The sequence below is a fragment of the Bacillus sp. SIMBA_026 genome, assembly GCF_046535335.1.
Taxonomy (GTDB): domain Bacteria; phylum Bacillota; class Bacilli; order Bacillales; family Bacillaceae; genus Bacillus; species Bacillus velezensis.
The window spans coordinates 977617-994988 of record NZ_JAWRWX010000002.1; the positions used below are offsets into that span (position 1 = coordinate 977617).

At 47.8% G+C, this 17372-nt stretch carries 14 protein-coding genes; 2 read left to right on the top strand and 12 right to left on the bottom strand.

Annotation, left to right across the window (positions count from 1 at the left end; all coding sequences use genetic code 11):
• Nucleotides 1-66: 66 nt before the first annotated feature.
• The 3 genes from rocF to SB847_RS15730 form a co-directional block, all read right to left on the bottom strand.
• The gene (rocF, locus tag SB847_RS15720) at nucleotides 67-957 is read right to left on the bottom strand and encodes an arginase (protein WP_007407883.1); all 891 of its coding nucleotides are present in this window, start codon (nucleotides 955-957) and stop codon (nucleotides 67-69) included.
• Nucleotides 958-1030: 73 nt separating this feature from the next.
• Nucleotides 1031-2431 (bottom strand): amino acid permease, encoded by a 1401-nt coding sequence (locus SB847_RS15725; protein WP_012118885.1) that lies wholly within the window; start codon nucleotides 2429-2431, stop codon nucleotides 1031-1033.
• A gap of 223 nt (nucleotides 2432-2654) precedes the next feature.
• Nucleotides 2655-3860 carry an ornithine--oxo-acid transaminase gene (locus tag SB847_RS15730; RefSeq protein ID WP_004393130.1) on the bottom strand — a complete coding sequence of 402 codons (1206 nt, stop codon included), beginning with the start codon at nucleotides 3858-3860 and terminating at the stop codon, nucleotides 2655-2657.
• A 207-nt stretch (nucleotides 3861-4067) separates the two neighbouring features.
• Between SB847_RS15730 and SB847_RS15735 the strand changes: the two genes are divergently transcribed.
• The gene (locus tag SB847_RS15735) at nucleotides 4068-5483 is read left to right on the top strand and encodes a sigma-54 interaction domain-containing protein (RefSeq protein ID WP_007614954.1); all 1416 of its coding nucleotides are present in this window, start codon (nucleotides 4068-4070) and stop codon (nucleotides 5481-5483) included.
• Between the two features lie 41 nt (nucleotides 5484-5524).
• Here the strand turns inward: SB847_RS15735 and SB847_RS15740 are convergent, their stop codons facing one another.
• From SB847_RS15740 to SB847_RS15770, 7 genes are all read right to left on the bottom strand, one after another.
• Entirely contained in the window at nucleotides 5525-6244 is a 720-nt protein-coding gene (locus tag SB847_RS15740; RefSeq protein WP_007407887.1) for a cupin-like domain-containing protein, read from the bottom strand.
• A 13-nt stretch (nucleotides 6245-6257) separates the two neighbouring features.
• Nucleotides 6258-7883: an ABC-F family ATP-binding cassette domain-containing protein gene (locus SB847_RS15745; RefSeq protein ID WP_410564328.1), complete on the bottom strand. Its 1626-nt coding sequence runs from the start codon at nucleotides 7881-7883 to the stop codon at nucleotides 6258-6260.
• 27 nt (nucleotides 7884-7910) lie between these two features.
• Nucleotides 7911-9101 (bottom strand): MFS transporter, encoded by a 1191-nt coding sequence (locus tag SB847_RS15750; RefSeq protein ID WP_012118887.1) that lies wholly within the window; start codon nucleotides 9099-9101, stop codon nucleotides 7911-7913.
• An 18-nt stretch (nucleotides 9102-9119) separates the two neighbouring features.
• Nucleotides 9120-10442, bottom strand: coding sequence for a periplasmic substrate-binding domain-containing protein (locus SB847_RS15755; RefSeq protein ID WP_032875431.1), 1323 nt, complete (start codon nucleotides 10440-10442; stop codon nucleotides 9120-9122).
• Complete coding sequence (locus SB847_RS15760) at nucleotides 10439-11446, bottom strand: ThiF family adenylyltransferase (RefSeq protein ID WP_410564331.1); 1008 nt, start codon at nucleotides 11444-11446, stop codon at nucleotides 10439-10441. The genes SB847_RS15755 and SB847_RS15760 overlap by 4 nt, the downstream gene beginning before the upstream one ends.
• 231 nt (nucleotides 11447-11677) lie before the next feature.
• Nucleotides 11678-13096 (bottom strand): sensor histidine kinase, encoded by a 1419-nt coding sequence (locus tag SB847_RS15765; RefSeq protein ID WP_410578012.1) that lies wholly within the window; start codon nucleotides 13094-13096, stop codon nucleotides 11678-11680.
• Nucleotides 13093-13776 carry a response regulator transcription factor gene (locus tag SB847_RS15770; protein ID WP_014419337.1) on the bottom strand — a complete coding sequence of 228 codons (684 nt, stop codon included), beginning with the start codon at nucleotides 13774-13776 and terminating at the stop codon, nucleotides 13093-13095. Before SB847_RS15770 ends, SB847_RS15765 begins: the two co-directional genes overlap by 4 nt.
• Nucleotides 13777-13989: 213 nt before the next feature.
• Between SB847_RS15770 and SB847_RS15775 the strand changes: the two genes are divergently transcribed.
• Nucleotides 13990-14901, top strand: a complete 912-nt coding sequence (locus tag SB847_RS15775; RefSeq protein WP_017418499.1) for a PepSY domain-containing protein — start codon at nucleotides 13990-13992, stop codon at nucleotides 14899-14901.
• Nucleotides 14902-15286: 385 nt separating this feature from the next.
• On the opposite strand, the gene SB847_RS15780 is transcribed toward SB847_RS15775, so the two are convergent.
• Entirely contained in the window at nucleotides 15287-16483 is a 1197-nt protein-coding gene (locus SB847_RS15780) for a S1C family serine protease (RefSeq protein WP_007614967.1), read from the bottom strand.
• A gap of 86 nt (nucleotides 16484-16569) precedes the next feature.
• Nucleotides 16570-17364: an MBL fold metallo-hydrolase gene (locus tag SB847_RS15785; protein WP_007614969.1), complete on the bottom strand. Its 795-nt coding sequence runs from the start codon at nucleotides 17362-17364 to the stop codon at nucleotides 16570-16572.
• Nucleotides 17365-17372: the final 8 nt, after the last annotated feature.

Sequence of the window (17372 nt, forward strand, 5' to 3'; positions counted from 1 at the left end):
AGGGTGACAGCCCGCTAGTTTCCTCGTGGCAACAAAAAAACCCCCGCAAGTGCGGAGGCGTATATTTTATAATAGTTTTTTTCCCAACAAAGATTCCACCAGCTCGACCGCTGTTTTGCCGGTTTTGTTTTTGTGATCGAGGATCGGGTTGACTTCGACAAATTCAGCTGAAGTGATGATGTCGGCATCATACAGCATTTCCATTGCCAAGTGGCTTTCACGATAGCTGATGCCGCCGACGACAGGCGTGCCTACGCCGGGCGCGTCGCTCGGATCAAGGCCGTCGAGGTCAAGGCTGAGGTGAACGCCGTCACAGTCTGACAAGTAGTCAATGGTTTCTTCAATCACCTTGGTCATGCCGAGGCGGTCAATCTCATGCATCGTATAGACCTTCATGCCTGTTTCCTTAATGTATTCACGCTCGCCTTCATCAAGCGATCTCGCGCCGATGATGACGACGTTCTCCGGCTTGATTTTCGGGGCATAGCCGCCCAGGTTCACCAGCGTGTCGTGCCCGACGCCAAGGCTGACGGCCAGCGGCATTCCGTGAATATTGCCTGAAGGCGATGTTTCCAGGGTGTTTAAGTCGCCGTGCGCGTCGTACCAGATGACGCCGAGCTGTTTATAGTGCTTTGCCGTTCCTGTCAGCGTTCCGATCGCGATGCTGTGATCGCCGCCCAAGACGAGAGGGAACCGCTCATTCTCAATGACGCTGTCCACCTTTTGGGCGAGCTGCTCGTTCCCCGAGAGCACAGAGTTCAAATTTTTCAGCTCTTCATCATTTTTGAGTTTTTCACGATTGACGGGGATGTCGCCTAAGTCTTCCACCGCATACCCCATGTCAGATAACCGTTCAATGAGATGCGCGTAGCGGATGGCGCTCGGGCCCATGTCCACTCCGCGTCGTGCTTGTCCTAAATCCATCGGCATTCCAATAACTGAGATATTCTTGTTCATCCGTTTTTCCACCTCAACATGTTGTATGTTGTCCTGTGCGGGTTTCTCAAAGATGACTTGGACACGAAAAGATTTAAAGCTCTATCTGTTTTTCTGACTGCTTATGCTTTTTTACATACAGATGATAAACGATAACGCACACCGCCATGAACGGGATGCCGCAATAAAGGGCGAGCCGCTGTTCTGAATCAAATGCGAGACTGATCAGAACAACCGTATTTAACGTCAGCCCGATAATAGGCAGCACCGGGTACAGCGGTGTTTTAAACTTCAGGTCTTCCACTTTGCCGCCTTCGCGGATGTATTTCCGTCTGAACATCAGCTGCGACAGGGAAATCGTAATCCAGCCGACCTGCGCGCTTAGTCCGGCTAATGATAAGAGAAACATATAAACGACTTCCGGCGCAGCCACCTTAGACAGCAGGGACAGGCAGGCGACGGCCAGCGTCACGATCAGAGCGTTCATCGGCACGCCGCGTTTATTTATTTTGCCGAGCGATTTAAAGGCTTGTCCTTCGTTCGCCATGGCATATAGGATACGCGTCGATGCAAACAGGCCTGAGTTGGCCACTGAGAGCAGCGCAATTAAGATAACAAAGTTCATAATATCGGCCGCATATGGAATACCGATTTGTTCAAACACCACGACAAACGGGCTTTCGACCACTCCCGCCTGCTTCCACGGAATCATCCCGGCAATGACGATGATGGAGAGAACGAAAAAGACAAGCGTTCTCCATACCGTCTGCCGGATAGAGCGCGGAATCGTTTTCTCGGGATTTTCACTTTCTCCCGCGGCAACCCCGATCAGCTCCGTTCCCTGGAACGCGAAGTTTACGGTAATCATCGTAATAAGCATAGCCTTAATGCCGTTCGGAAACAATCCATCCTCATAAAAATGAGAGAAGAAAGGAGCCTGCTCGCCGTGTTTCATGTCAATCAGGCCGAACATGGCGGCGCCGCCCAAAATAATAAACAGCAGAATGACTAAAATTTTAATACCGGAAAACCAAAATTCCGACTCAGCGAACGCTTTTGTGGTAATGGCGTTCAAAAGAAACATCAGTCCGACAAACACGAGGCACCACACCCATACGGGAACATGCGGAAACCAGCGGAGCATCAATTGTCCCGCAGATAAAAACTCAATGGCGCATGTTACCGCCCAGCCGAGCCAGTACAGCCAGCCGAATGCGAAACCGAAAGCGGGGCTGATGAATTTGGTTGCGTACGTCTGAAACGACCCTGATACGGGAAGGGCAACCGCAAGCTCGCCTAAGCAGAGCATTGTCAAAAACATAATAAAACCGCCGACCAGATAAGACAGAACCGCGCCCAGCGGTCCCGCCTGGTTAATTGTAAATCCGGTACTCAGGAAAAACCCGGTGCCGATCACTCCGCCCAAAGAAATCATAAACAAATGGCGTGATTTCATTGTGCGCTGAAGCTGATTCTCTTTTTGATTTGTATTCACTATTCTGCACCCCTTCAGCAACTTGTATTGGAACCAAGCCGGTGCTTTGAAACCGATTTGCTGTCCAAAGAGCCTCTATTTGTATATGAATGTTATATGAAATTCATTTTCGTACATAAAGATACATTATACTAAAATACTGTCGCCGCGCAAATAGAGTGTGCTGAATTTTTTATTTGTAAATTCCATACAAGCCGAGGGAAAGCATTGCCGCATCAAGGTTTTACGCGTTTTGAAGCACATTTGTGATCTTTTGGATCGCCCAGTCCAAGTCTTCCTTGGAAATCATTAACGGCGGTGCAAAACGGATCACGGTATCATGTGTTTCTTTGCATAAAAGCCCTTCGCCTTTCAGCTTTTCACAGTACGGGCGGGCCGCTTCTGTCAGTTCAACGCCGATAAACAGGCCGCGACCGCGCACGTCTTTTATGATCGGGTTATCAATTTTCTCAAGCTCTTCTTTAAAATAACGGCCAAGCTGAAGGGAACGCTCTGCCAGCCCTTCTTCCTCAAGGACTTCAAGAGATGCGAGCGATACCGCGCAAGCGAGCGGGTTTCCGCCGAATGTCGAGCCGTGGGAACCCGGGTTAAACACGCCGAGAATGTCACGGTTCGCCGCGATGCACGAAATCGGGAAGACGCCCCCGCCGAGCGCTTTGCCTAAGATGAACATATCCGGTACGATATTTTCCCAGTCAACCGCGAATGTTTTCCCTGTGCGGCCGAGTCCCGTCTGAATTTCATCAGCGATCAGAAGTACATTTTCTTCCTTACAAATGGCGGCCGCTTCTTGTAAAAATCCTTCCGGCGGAATGACGATGCCCGCTTCTCCCTGAATCGGTTCGAATAAGAAAGCGGCTGTGTTCGGCGTGATCGCCCGGCGCAGCGCTTCTGCGTCTCCGTATGGAATTAATTTTATACCCGGAAGCATAGGTCCGAAACCGCGTTTATACTCATCTTCTGAAGAAAGGGATACCGCAAGCATCGTTCTGCCGTGGAAGTTGCCGATACACGCAATGATTTCCGCCTGATTATCCGCTACTCCTTTGACCTCATATGCCCAGCGTCTCGCCGCTTTGACAGCGGATTCAACGGCTTCCGCCCCCGTATTCATCGGCAGAATCATATCTTTTCCGGTCAGCTTGGCTGTTTTCTCATAAAACGGACCGAGCTGATCATTATGGAACGCGCGTGACGTCAGAGTGATTTTATCCGCCTGATCCTTCAGCGCCTGAATGATCTTCGGATGTCTGTGCCCCTGGTTCACCGCAGAATAAGCACTCAGCATATCCATATATTGATTACCTTCAGGGTCTTTTACCCAAACACCCTGCGCTTCGGAAATAACAATCGGCAGAGGATGATAGTTGTTCGCGCCGTAATGTGAAGTTTGGCTGATAATTTCTTGAGATTTTGTGAAAGCTGACATAATCTGATTCCCCCTTGTTTTGTAATCATTCAACATTAGATCTTGCTTTCCCTTTTTATAAAGCAAGTTCCGTGCCAATCCGAAAAAACGGGATGTTTCGCCAGCATTCTTTCTTTTCCCGCAAAATTTTCCGGCAGTTTGCGTGCAAACTTCAGCCAAGCGCAAAATTTTTTTGCGTTTCCCGTTCGATTTATTTTAAAATAATGAATGTTAAGACGATTGAGAGGGGGAATTGACCTGCACACAACCAGCGAATTTTACACACTCGTGTTACAAAGCATTCTGGAAGAGATTGATGTCGGGCTGCATGTGGTGGACGAGAAGGGCAGCACCGTCATTTACAATAAGAAAATGATGCAGATTGAAGATATGGATGAACGGGACGTCCTGCATAAAAACCTGACTGATGTATTTATGTTTTCCAATCAGCAGGACAGCACGCTCGTTCAGGCCCTTCAAGAAGGCAAAACGATTAAAAATGTGAAGCAAAGCTATTTCAATAACAAAGGCCAGGAAATCACGACGATCAACCACACCTTCCCGATTGTGCAAAACGGCGAGATCAAGGGCGCCGTGGAAATCGCCAAGGACGTCACCAAGCTCGAACGGCTGATCAGGGAGAACATGCACAGGAAAGAACAGAACAGCTACACGTTTGACAGTATTCTCGGCAACAGCTCAGTTATTCGGGAAGTCATCGAAAACGCGAAACGGGCAACCCGTACGTCATCGTCCGTTCTTTTGGCCGGCGAGACGGGAACGGGCAAGGAACTGTTCGCCCAAAGCATTCACAACGGCAGCCAGCGCTCAGGCGCCCCGTTCATCTCACAAAACTGCGCCGCCCTGCCGGACAGCCTGGTCGAAAGTATTTTATTCGGCACGAAAAAAGGCGCCTTTACCGGAGCCATCGACCAGCCCGGCTTATTTGAGCAGGCGCAGGGAGGCACCCTGCTCCTTGATGAGATCAACTCGCTCAATCTCAGCCTGCAGGCAAAACTGCTCCGCGCCCTTCAGGAAAAGAAAATCAGGCGCATCGGATCAGCTCAGGACAAACCGATTGACGTCCGCATCATCGCCACGATGAATGAAGACCCGATCACCGCCATTTCAGAAGAGCGGCTGCGCAAAGATTTATACTACCGCTTAAGCGTTGTCACGCTGATCATTCCCCCGCTCCGGGAGCGCAAGGAGGATATTCTGCCTCTGGCCGAAGTCTTTATCCAGAAAAACAATCACCTGTTCCAAATGCATGTCGATTCGATCAGTGACGATGTGCAGCGATTTTTCCTGGAATATGACTGGCCGGGCAACATTCGCGAGCTTGAACATATGATTGAAGGCGCCATGAACTTTATGACGGATGAAACGACGATTACGGCGGCCCACCTGCCTTACCAATACCGGATGAAAATCAAACCCGCTGACACGGAAAGCAAAGCCGCCGCAAGCACCCAGCCCGGCACCGATTTAAAAGACAAAATGGAAAACTTCGAAAAATACATGATCGAAAAAACCCTGAGAAAACACGGCAATAACATATCCAAAACGGCAAACGAGCTCGGAATCAGCAGACAGAGCCTGCAATACCGCCTGAAAAAATTCGGTCTGGACCGGATGAAATGAATCCATACAAAAAAAGGCTGAGATGCTCCTCAGCCTTTCGTTTATATCTGATTGGCAAGCCGCTCTCCGGTAAACCAAAAGTTCTCACTCACTGCCAATGTATGTTCCGTATTCTCGACTTGATGCCACCAATGGCGCGGCGCGTAAATGATTTCTCCCGCCTTTTGTCTGAAGCGGATCGGAGACGCCTTTTGCACCAGCGGTTTTTGCTCAATGTCTTTTTCATCAAAGACATTGATATTTCCTTCGTACAAATACGGAGAGTCGTCCGGATGATAGAAGATCCATTCCTTCTCCCCGAAAATGACGCCGTTCCACGCGTGCGTGTTGTTAAAATCCTGATGCAGCGGTGTACCTGTCTGCTTAGAACCGAGAAAGAACCATTTCCAGTCCCGTCCCGTTTCTTCATCCGCTCTCAATGTGTCTTTTGTAAAATACTCGGGTGCCGAATAGACAAGGTCTAAGTCATTTTGGTTCAGCTGCGTAAAATTCCAGTCACAGTACCATTTGTCATCATTCTGATCAATGTACTCGATATAGTTGGAAAGCTTTACTTGTTTAAACGTTTTGACCCCTTCGATATCTGATTTCCGGATGGTGACCATTCTGTCTCCATAGTGCTCGTCAATGTATTCAAGCGTCCACGGCCTGCATTCCCAGTGATCCATTGCCCCCGTCAAAATAAAAGGTTTTTTATCAGCATACTCGCTTACAAAAAGATCGTACGATAACTCATTGATTGTCAGTCTGTCAATGGTCATATCCATTCCCCTTTTATTCGGCAATCTGCCGTTTTTTTTGTTTGGCGTAACTGTATGGACCTGAAAAGATGGTGACGTTTTGATTCTCAAGCCAGAAAATCTTGTTGAACTTCTCCAGCAGGTTTCTGTCGTGAGAAACGCAGATGATGGTGCCTTGAAACTGCATCAGGCTGTTTTCGAGAATTTCCTGAGATTCAATATCCAAGTGGTTGGTCGGCTCATCCAGGATCAGGACATTCAGCTTTTTTTCCATTAAGATGGACAGCTTCAGCCTGATTCTCTCACCGCCTGACAGGACGGAAAGTTTTTTAAAGACCGACGACCCGTAAAATCCGTACTTGGCCAGCATATTCCGGGCCACGCCCTCTTCAGTCAGCAGATTTTCTTTAAAGAATTGCAGAATCGTCTGACTCGAATCTCCGACATGGCTCTTTTGATCAATGTAGCCTATTTTAAGATTTTCTCCCACTTTAATGGTGCCGTCCGACAGTTCTCTTTCCCCGATGATGCAGCGGATCAGCGTTGTTTTGCCGACGCCGTTTCTGCCGACGATGCCGATTCTGTCTTTATGCTTTATGCGCAGGTTCACATTTTGATATAAAAGGGAAGATCCGTTGGTCACCTTTCCGTTTTCAATGAACACAATATCTTTTGAACCGGCGCCCGCTTCCTGAAATGCGTTTTTTAATTTTTGCTCCGTCCGGACCGGCTTATTAATCAGCTCAATCCTTTTCAGCGCCTTTTCCATATTATTCGCGCGTCTGTGCAGGCCGACAGACGGCGGATTTGAACGGTTGGCCCAATCTCTCAGCTGGGCGATGGATTCCTTCATCTTCTGTATTTTTCTCTGCTGTTCTTCATATTTCTCAAACTGGGCGATGATGAATTCTTCCCGCTTTTTCAAGTATTCGCTGAAACCGTAAGGCCAAATCTTCACCTCGGTATCGTCAATCTCGAGCACCTTCATCGCCGTTTGGTCGGCAAACGTTTTATCGTGGGTCGTAAACAGAATGGTTTTGTTCGATTTTTTAATAAACCCTTCAAGCCACTCAATCGCATGGACGTCCAAATGGTTGGTCGGCTCGTCCAGCAATATAACGTCGTCGTTGCGGATTAAAATTTCGGCAAGGCCGGCTTTTGTTTTTTCGCCGCCGCTCAGCTTTGAGAACGGCTGGTCCTTTAATTCGCTGAGGCTGAGCCCGTTGCACACCTCGTCAATCATCGCATGCATCTGGTAGCCGTTGTTCCGCTCAAATGTTTCCGTGTATTGACTGTATTTTTCCAATAAAGCAGTCAGCTCGTCATCACTCATCGGTTCCGAAAGCTTCAGCTCAATGGCCTTCATTTCCTTCTGGATCGCCGCGAGAGCTTCAAACGATTTTTCCAGATATTGATACAACGTCAGATCCTCATGGGGATCAGCGATCTGCTTCAGCAAACCGACCTTCGCCCCTTTGTTGATCGCAATCGTTCCTTCATCTGCCTCAAGCTCTCCGGAAAGCACCCTGAACAGCGTGCTTTTGCCGGAACCGTTCGGCCCGGCCACAAGCACTTTCTCGCCTTCATTGATGAAAAAAGAAACTTGTTTGAAAATCGTATCTCCCGCTAAATTTACCGTAAGATTATGAATATTCAGCAACTCACATCATCCCTTTGTCATTCTGGTTCAAAGCTCGACTTTATTCTGGATGGCGACGCTCGCTTTCAGTTTGTAAAAGCTGAGCATCATAAACAGCGACAATAAGATGGATAATACCCCGATTGCGGTCAGCAGCAAAGCTGAATCAAAATAGTCCGTTAAGAATCCGATAAACGGAAAGGCAATGAACATGAAGAGCGAGGTCATCAAACTGATAATGGACAGCAGCGTGGCTCTCGTTCTGGACGGAATCTCATTATTCACCACCTGACTGGATACGGGTTCTATCACATCATAGAGCGCGTTAATGACGACAAAAGCTGCAATCGTCACGTACAGACTGCCCGAAGGTATAAACAGATAGGCCGCCCCGATGATGCAGAATGTCAGCAGAAGCACGCGCCTCGGCGTGAATTTTTCCGCCGGCTTGGAAGAAAAGATGGAGCACAGCGCCTGCAAGATGGACAGTCCCGCAAAAATAATGGATATATTGCGCACGGACAGCCCTTCCTGACTTAACAAATCTTGTCCGTACATATAAAAAACCGATGTAATCGCAAAGAAAACGGAGAGTGACAGCACCAGATATTTAAAGGCTTTGTTCAGTCTGAAGAAATCTTTGACTTCTTTTAAGATGTCACCGACCGTCTGCGTTTCGTGTTCACTGTTTTCAAATTTGATTTCCGTCAGCTGTGTAATGACCGCCATTGCAATCAGCTGAGTGACAATCCCGGCGATAAACACATATGACCATGATATTTCCTGCAAGTAGCCGCCGATGCCCATGGCAATCGCAAGACCGAGGATGACAAGTCCGTTATAATTTCCGATGGATTTGCCGTACCACTTTTCTTTCCCTTGTTCTTTCAGTGAATCAAACAAAAAGGCGTGATCCGTTCCTGATATAAACGTCAGCCCGATACCGTATATAATATGGGCGATGAAGAGGGCGATGAAGTTATGGAAGCTCAGGAACATCACCAAATAGATAATGACCATAAAATGGCCGAGCAAGAGCGATTTTTTTCTCCCGATTCTGTCCGAGATGACGCCGCTCGGCACTTCCGCCAGAAACATCGCCAAATTCAGGACCGATTGCAGGATGCCCACAAGAAACAATGAATAATTCATGCTTGTTAAATATAAAATCCAAATTCCCCGTTCGAAAAAGAAGTTTCCGAAAAAACCGGAGAAGTAAAGCAAATTTCGATTCCGCAAATGAATACCCCTTTCCAGCTATCTGCATTTAACATCATGAACAGAAAGGAGCCCGTCAGTCTTTACACTAAAACCCTCTATACATGGATCTTGCAGATACAGACTTTTCCCAAAACAAATTGGGCAATAATGAGTTGTATTCTCGAATAACCCAAAAAGTTCCTTCTTTTTTTCAGATCCTATGGCATCAATGATCGTTTTTTTCTTCTCCGGATCGCTGATGTCGCGGATGAAATATTTGATATAGCTCAGCTCATGCATGTAAGCCGGCAGGAACAAATGGAGTTCAATATCAAACCCGCTTTTATCCATATGATAATAATCATTGAAATGACTGACGCGTGAGACGGATACGTCCGCTCCGGCCCGCCGAAACAGATCAGCCAGCCTTTCAATGATCTCTCCGTTGGGATAATAATCGGCATAAACGATTCGGATCGGCTCTTCTCTTGTCAAAAGGGGCGGATCTTTCTGCGGTGTCCTCCCGCTTTCCCATATACCGATCAGTGAATCAGTCGGTGTGATGATATGCCCCAAATCCCCGGCCAGCTTTTGTCTATCAAAATAATGCTGAATGAAAGTTCTCAGCATGCCGTCCTTTACCTTGAAGGTAAATAACATCGGCAAATGATTTTCTTTAAAATCAGCATACTGCCGATACCTCATGTTTGAATGATGAAACTGGGTGTGGCAGGTCACGTCCGTTTGATTCGCTTCGTACAGCCCGATGCTTTTTTCCAGATCATCATTCAAAATAAATTGAATGGTCTGAACCGTGCGGTGATCCGCGGGCGTCATTTTATATTGCGGATTCCGCTCAAATTCCAGCCCCTTCTCAAACGTACGCTTGAATCGGTACGGGCCGTTTTCCGGCACATCGCCCCCGGCGGTCCCCGGAATCAGAAAGCTGCTCTGCAAAACGGCTTCTATCTCATCAGACGGCTCGTCCAAGGTGACTTCAAAGCGTTTATCGCCTGTTACGTTCACCCCGAGCTGATCGGATGAGACAAGGCCTTTTACATACGGAACGGCCTGTTTTATGTTCAGGAAACTGCCGAGATGGGGGCTTTGATTTTCTTTCGTCAGATGATAGATGATCGTTTGAACCACACCCTCGGCGTCACCTAAATAGTCCGGGTGAATGTCCACCTGACAGGTGCGGGGATCTTTGCGGATGATCCGGCAGTTATAGCCGTCCTGCAGGCTTTCATACATAATGCTGCAAATCATCTTGCTTGTGTAATCCTGCGTATCTAATGGGTTCAAGCGTATCGGGCTTGTGTCGATTTCTATTTTCAGAGGGTCGCCCGGTTTTCTCGCCGTACGATGCATCGTCTTCATAAAGCGCTTTCCTTTTGAGAAAGCTTCGTTTCTGTAATATGAAGTCCGTCAAAGTCCAGGCCGATGCGGGTATTCAGGGATTTCGGGCTTCCGCCTGCAAGGTATGTGATAATGTCATGAGACATAAACGAGGATATAATACCGTTTGTCGCTCCTAAGGAACCTTTGATCGGTTCATCGGGGTAACAGTTCAGAAGTCCGGCCGGCATGTTTTTTTCATAGGTGATGCCGGATTGATAGGATTCAGGCGTGAGCAGAGGCCCCCATTGGCCGCTGAAGCTGCCGACACCCCCGGTCATAAACGCGATATTCCGCTCCTTGCAATACCGGTAAACCCATTCAGAAATGTTATGGGGTTTGTCAGCGGCATTTATGACGATATCAATTTCATACGGATCTAACACACGCAGGTCCTGCGGCTGTGTAATTTCCTTATGGTAAAGTGCTGCGTCCGCATGGGGATTGATACCCGCAATATAATCTCTGCATTCTGAGATCTTTAATTTGCCTACAGAAGATTTATTATAGACGAATTGTCTGTTCAGGTTATGTACTGATACGGCATCGAAATCAATGAGAATAAAATGCTGCATGCCCGCCGCCAAAAGGTTTTGAAGAATGATCGTTCCGACGCCCCCCAGACCCACGATCGCTGCCCTGCTGCCGTCTAATCTCTTTTGGATCAGATTGGGGTTTTGGTTGTATTTCTCAAAATGGTACAGCTGCTTTTCAGTGATGCGGCCTTCACGGCCGTTTTGCCATGGCTCTATTAAAGCATCCAATTTCATTAACGCATCGAAAAACTGGTTTCCCGCTTCCTCTCCCAGAAGATCAGAAAGCTCTTGTTTTTCACAGCCGGTGATCAGCCGTTCAACCGCCTCTTTGATCTCACTCGTATGCGCAAGCTTAATCGCCTTTCGATATTGAATGATAATATGCGCCGTGTAGGTCAGCACCTGCACGCTGTCTTTAAACTTCCAGCGCTTACAGTCAGTTGACATCATGACATACCCCCTGAAAGATAATAACTCCCCAATGAGGGGAGTCACGGCTTTACTAGCAGCGATGCACCAAGCTTGCTGTTTCTGTATCAAGATCAAGTTCTTCAATCTTCATCAGTACACACCCCCTTTACCAATAACTAGATATTATCACCGATATTGGAAAAGGACAAGTTATTTTTTGAAAATTTAGAATTTATATATAAATTGTGATATTTCTTCCTGCTTCCCGGTTTATCCCGGCAGCCGGATGATGAACACGGAGCCTTTTCCCTGCTCACTTTTCACTTCAATTGTTCCGTTATGGCTGTCGATAATGGTTTTTGTAATGGCAAGACCCAGCCCCGCGCCGCCGGATTGACGGGATCGGGAGGTTTCCGCCCTGTAAAACCGGTCAAACAAATGAGGCACATGCTCCGGAGCGATTCCCGTTCCGTTATCCGCAATCATAAGCATGATTCCTCCGTCTTTCTGCAGGGAGACGGTGATGACACCCGTGTCTTCATCCGTATGCTGCACCGCATTGTAAAATAGATTGAGAATGACCTGCTTCATTTTGTCTTTGTCAAAAACGGCTTCTATCTTTTGATCGACAAAGAACTCGAGCTTCCGGTTTCTCGCGAGCAGCTTCAGCTGAGCCTCCATTTCCAAAATGACGTCTCCCAATGCGCCTTTTTTCATTTCAAAGCTCGGCACCCGGTCAATCTTCGCGAGAAACAGAAGATCCTCTATCAGCTTATTCGCCCTGGCGGATTCCGCGTACATGCTTTGAAGCGCTTTTTCTTTCTGCTCCGGCTTCTCCGCCGCTCCGCGGATTAAAATTTCGATAAAGCCGTGAATGGAGGTAAGCGGCGTTCTCAGCTCATGTGATGCGTCTGATACAAACTGCCGGATTCGTTCCTTCGCTTCTTTTTCCGCCTGAAAAGAGGTTTCAATCCGTTCCAGCATCTGATTGATGGAGATGCCCAATGACTCAATTTCGGCCTGCTTCCTATCGATCGGCAGCCGTTTATCGAGACTTCCGGCATGAATGTCACCCATCATACGCACAATGCGGGACAGCGGCTTGAGTGTGAGCCGGATCACCGGCAAGAAAACAAACAGTCCGATGACCAAAGCCGCAAAGGAAAGCACCGCGAAAATGCTGATCTGGCGGAAAAGCGAATCATTCAGAGGCTGGGTCAGCGTGCTCATCTGCACAACTCCCGCCTGCCTTCCGTCAACGGAAATCGCCTGAAACACGACGATGATTTCCTCACCCGCCTTATTGTGAGCCACCTGATAGTGAAGCGCCATTGTATCTGTCAGCGCATCCTGATACACTTTTTTCGGAAAAGAAGGAGGGGCCCCCGCGTGCGGGTCTTCTGATAAAACAGACATCTTGTATGATGGATTGATAAAAGCAACCGTCACCCCGGGGTAAATCAAATTCGGATGAGCCGGTGTTTCGGAACGGGCAAGGGTTTTGATTGACCTCCATACGCTTTGATCCATTGAATTGATATAACTCTGAATGCTGATCGCCTGATTTTCATACATCGTCCGTGTCATAAACATGTACTGAGTGCCGCCGATGAAACATAACAGCAAGGCCAAAATCGCCAGTGACCTGAACAGGAGCTGGAATCGCAGGGTTCTGTACAGCCGTTTCATGCCAGATCCACCCTGTACCCGGCGCCCCGAACCGTGCGAATCACCTTGTGTTCTTTGTCCTTCAGCTTTTCGCGCAAAGAACGGATGTACACCTCGACGATATTGTCTTCCCCGTAAAAATCATAGCCCCATACCTGATCGAGAATCCTCGTTTTGCTGAGAACCGTTCCGTGGTGGAGCACTAAACATTTCAGCAGTTCATACTCGGTGGCGGACAGCTTCAAAGGCTGTTCATTGTAAAAAATCTCTCTGCTCCGGTCATCGATTCGGAAGGGGCCGAGCACCACCTCATCGAAAAGATGCGGAAACTGGTTGCGGATTCTTGCGTAAATTCTGGCAAGCAGCTCCTCAAAGCTGAACGGTTTGATCATGTAATCATCAGCGCCTTCAATCAGCGCCTTTACGCGAAACTCTACTTCATCCTTCGCGGTCAGCATGATGATGGCGGTATTGCTTGTTTTCTTAAGCATCCTTGACAGCTCAAGCCCATCCATTCCCGGCATCATCACGTCCAAAACGGCAATATGAGGCTGAAATGTTTTCACAAGATTCATCGCCGACATCCCGTCTGCCGCGGACATCACTTCAAACCCTTCATTGACAAGCCCCATCGTTAAAAAATCAATGATGGCGGGCTCGTCGTCTACAATCAGCACCTTGATGCCTTTCAACTTATCCATGATGCAGTCTCTCCTTAGATGTATCAGCCTGTGTTTATTTTTTTCGCTTCCCCTTCTATTATTCGCTTTTATCTGAAACAAAACTGAATCTAAGCTGAAAATCCGCTGAATTCAGGAAGTTTTCAGCTTAGATTCATGTTGTTTTCAGTTTGGGTCTTTACAATAAGCCTTAGTTGGGAAGCCAACAATGAAATGTTTAAGGAGGAATATATGATGGGAATTACAAAAGTTTTATCAGGAGCTGCACTGGGGACCATACTTTCAATCAGTTCTTTAACTTCAGCGCATGCGGCTGTCATTCATAAGGATGACGCAGCGCAGACGAAAGTGGAAACGAAACAGCAGGCTTCCGTTTCTATCTCTAAAGCGAAAGAGACCGCATTGAAAAACTGCAGCTGCAAAGGCGCCGTTCAATCAGCGCAAATGAAAAAAGTCAACGGCGCTTACGTATATGTTGTCAACGTCCTTGACGTAAAAGGAAAGCAGCACACCGTCAATGTCAACAGCTCCAGCGGAAAAGTCGTGAAACACCAAATTGAAAAGAAACAGCAATTCATCTCAAAATCCGGCGCTGAAAAAATCGCCGTGAAGAATTGCAAAGGAACAGTGAAGTCTTCTGAGCTGAAGACCGAACATAACGCTATGGTTTACGTGGTTCAGGTGTCAGGACAAGACGGGAAGCTTCACACATTCCATATCAATTGTAAAAACAGCAAAATCGTCAAACATGATATAAAGAATAACCAGCAACACATGACCCGTGCAAAAGCGGAATCGTTCGCACTCAGCCATTGCAAAGGCGCTGTGAAATCCGCTCAAATGAAAAAAGAAAACGGCGTATCAGTCTATGTTGTCAGCATATTCGGCCAGGACGGCAAGCTTCATACGCTCCACATGGACGGCAAAAGCGGAAAAATCCTGAAAGAAGAAGTGCAGAAAAAACAAGTGATGATCGCTTCTAAAAAAGCGCATTCCATCGCGCTCAGCCATTGCAAAGGCGCTGTGAAATCGTCTGAAATGAAGAAAGAAAACGGCGTCTACAAGTACATCGTGAAAATCACTGCCCAAAACCATACGGAACAAACGGTGAAAGTAAACGCTCAAAACGGAGCCATCTGTAAATAACAAAAAATAAGCTGCCGGCAGTTTCATCTGCCGCTTCAATTCAGCAGCACCAGTCTGTTTCAATCACAAAGTTCTAAGTTCATGTCTGCCTTTTTCTAAATATACCCATTTTTAACTGAACGTGTTGTGACCCACGTTCAGTTCTTTTTTATGGCTTCTGAAAAAAGGCATAAAAAAAGCGCCCTGAAAAAGGACGTTTGATATGACATGTTTCATGTTCTAAATTCTGCATTCTAAAATAATTCTTCCTTCACATTCACCTTCAATTTCATTCAATACGATGATCACATCAGCCGTTTTCATGTGTTTCACCTCCCGTACTCACAATAGTATAATATTAACAAATAAATCAATAAAAAACAGCCCGGATATCCGGGCTGTTTTTTTATTTCTGTAATCGATCCGCTTCTGTCAGTTTGACTTCCGCTGTTTTTTTCTTTCCCGAACGGTAGAACGTGATGTTCACACGGTCGCCGATCTTTTTGCGATACAGGCGCTCACGGAGATCCACAACGTCATTGACCTTATGTCCGTCGAACCCGGTAATCACGTCGAGCTTTTTCAAACCCGCTTTTCCGGCCGGTGAAAACGCATCGACACCCATAATGACTGCCCCGGTTTTAACGCCTTTCGGAAGTTTCAGCGTCTGGCTCCAATGGTAGCTCGCAATATCCGTTAAGGATTTCATCTCAATACCGAGGAAAGGCCGTCTGACTTCTCCGTATTTTTCTAAATCCTGAATAACGGGAATGACAAGCTTTGACGGGATGGACAGGCCGATTCCTTCAACGGCGGATTCAGCGATCTTCATTGAGTTGATGCCGACCACCTTGCCCGATATATCCATCAAAGCGCCGCCGCTGTTGCCGGGGTTAATCGCGGCATCGGTCTGCAGCACTTCCGCATTCCAATCCGGCTGTCCGTCGCCGTTTGAGTCAACGGGCACCGCCCTTTCCGTGCCTGAAATGATCCCCTGTGTCACTGATCCCGCAAATTCAAGCCCGAGCGGATTTCCGATCGCAATGACCGGTTCTCCGACTTTGACCTGATCGGAATTGCCGAACTGGGCGGCCGATTTGATCTTATCAGACTTCACCTTCAGTACGGCGAGATCCATCAGACGGTCGCTCCCGATCAGCTCAGCAGGCACGCGTGAGCCATCCTTCAGGCTAATCTCAATCTCAGTCGCACCTTCAATGACATGGTGATTGGTTACGATATAAGAAGTGTTTCCGTTCTTTTTGTAAATGACGCCGGACCCGCTTCCCGCTTCGCCGCCCTCTCCCCAAATATCGGTCTTTTGGATATTGAGAACGCCGACTACCGAATCTGATACACGGCTGACCATATTCGTGACAGCGTCATTGACATTTACGTTGACTGTTTTCACCTGCTCGCTGCCGAGACGCTGGCTGGTGCTTTTGCTGCTTTCCCCATGGTCTCCGCCTGTCCAGTACGGCAGCAGGAAAGCCATGAGCGCGGCCCCGACGATGACGCCGATCAGACTTGATAGAAAGTACCCTCTCTTGCTGCGGCGGGGCTGTTCGGAGGCGTACTGTTCATCATCGCGATTATAATCCACCCTATCTCAAATCCTTTCAAGAGTACTCGATTTGCTTATAGTGTGGGTCAGATCGCGGATTAATAATCATGATTCATTTGGAAAAATTACACGGCGCACAGCGGCGTCGGGATTTTCGGATCGGTATCAAATAACTGAAACGTTTCCCCGGCGACAAATCCTTTCGCAGCCAATGTCTGCTGCACGGACATTCTCGCCAGTTCCTTCATATTGTTGTCTTGGCTCAGATGCGCCAAATAGATGCGCGATGTGCCGTCGCCGATGACATCAGTCATGGCGAGCGCCGCGTCTTCATTCGAGACGTGGCCGACATCGCTTAAAATCCGCCGCTTAATGCTCCATGGGTATCTGCCCATTTGCAGCATGCCGACATCATGGTTGCTTTCAAACACAAACACATTGGCCGAACGGATAATGCCTTTCATTCTGTCGCTCACATACCCGGTGTCCGTCATCAGTGCGAGCTTTCTGCCTTGGTAGTGGAAAACATAAAACATCGGCTCGGCCGCGTCATGAGAGACGCCGAATGACTCAACATCAAGCCCGCCGAAGGATTTCACGCTTTCCATCGGGAACAAAAACTTTTGTCCGGTATCCAGCTTGCCGATCTGATTCTCCATCGCTTTCCACGTCTTTTCATTGGCGTAGACGGGAAGTCCGTACTTTCTCGCAATGACGCCGAGCCCTTTAATATGGTCGCTGTGCTCGTGAGTGACAAAAATGCCGTCGACGTCGTCTATCTTGCGGCCGATTCTCTCCATCAGCCCGTCCATCGCTTTACCGCTCAGGCCGGCATCCACCAGAAAAGAGTGCTCATCTGTCTCCAGATAAAACGCGTTTCCGGTACTCCCGCTCGCAAGCACGCTAAATTGCAAGCCCATTGTGTCTC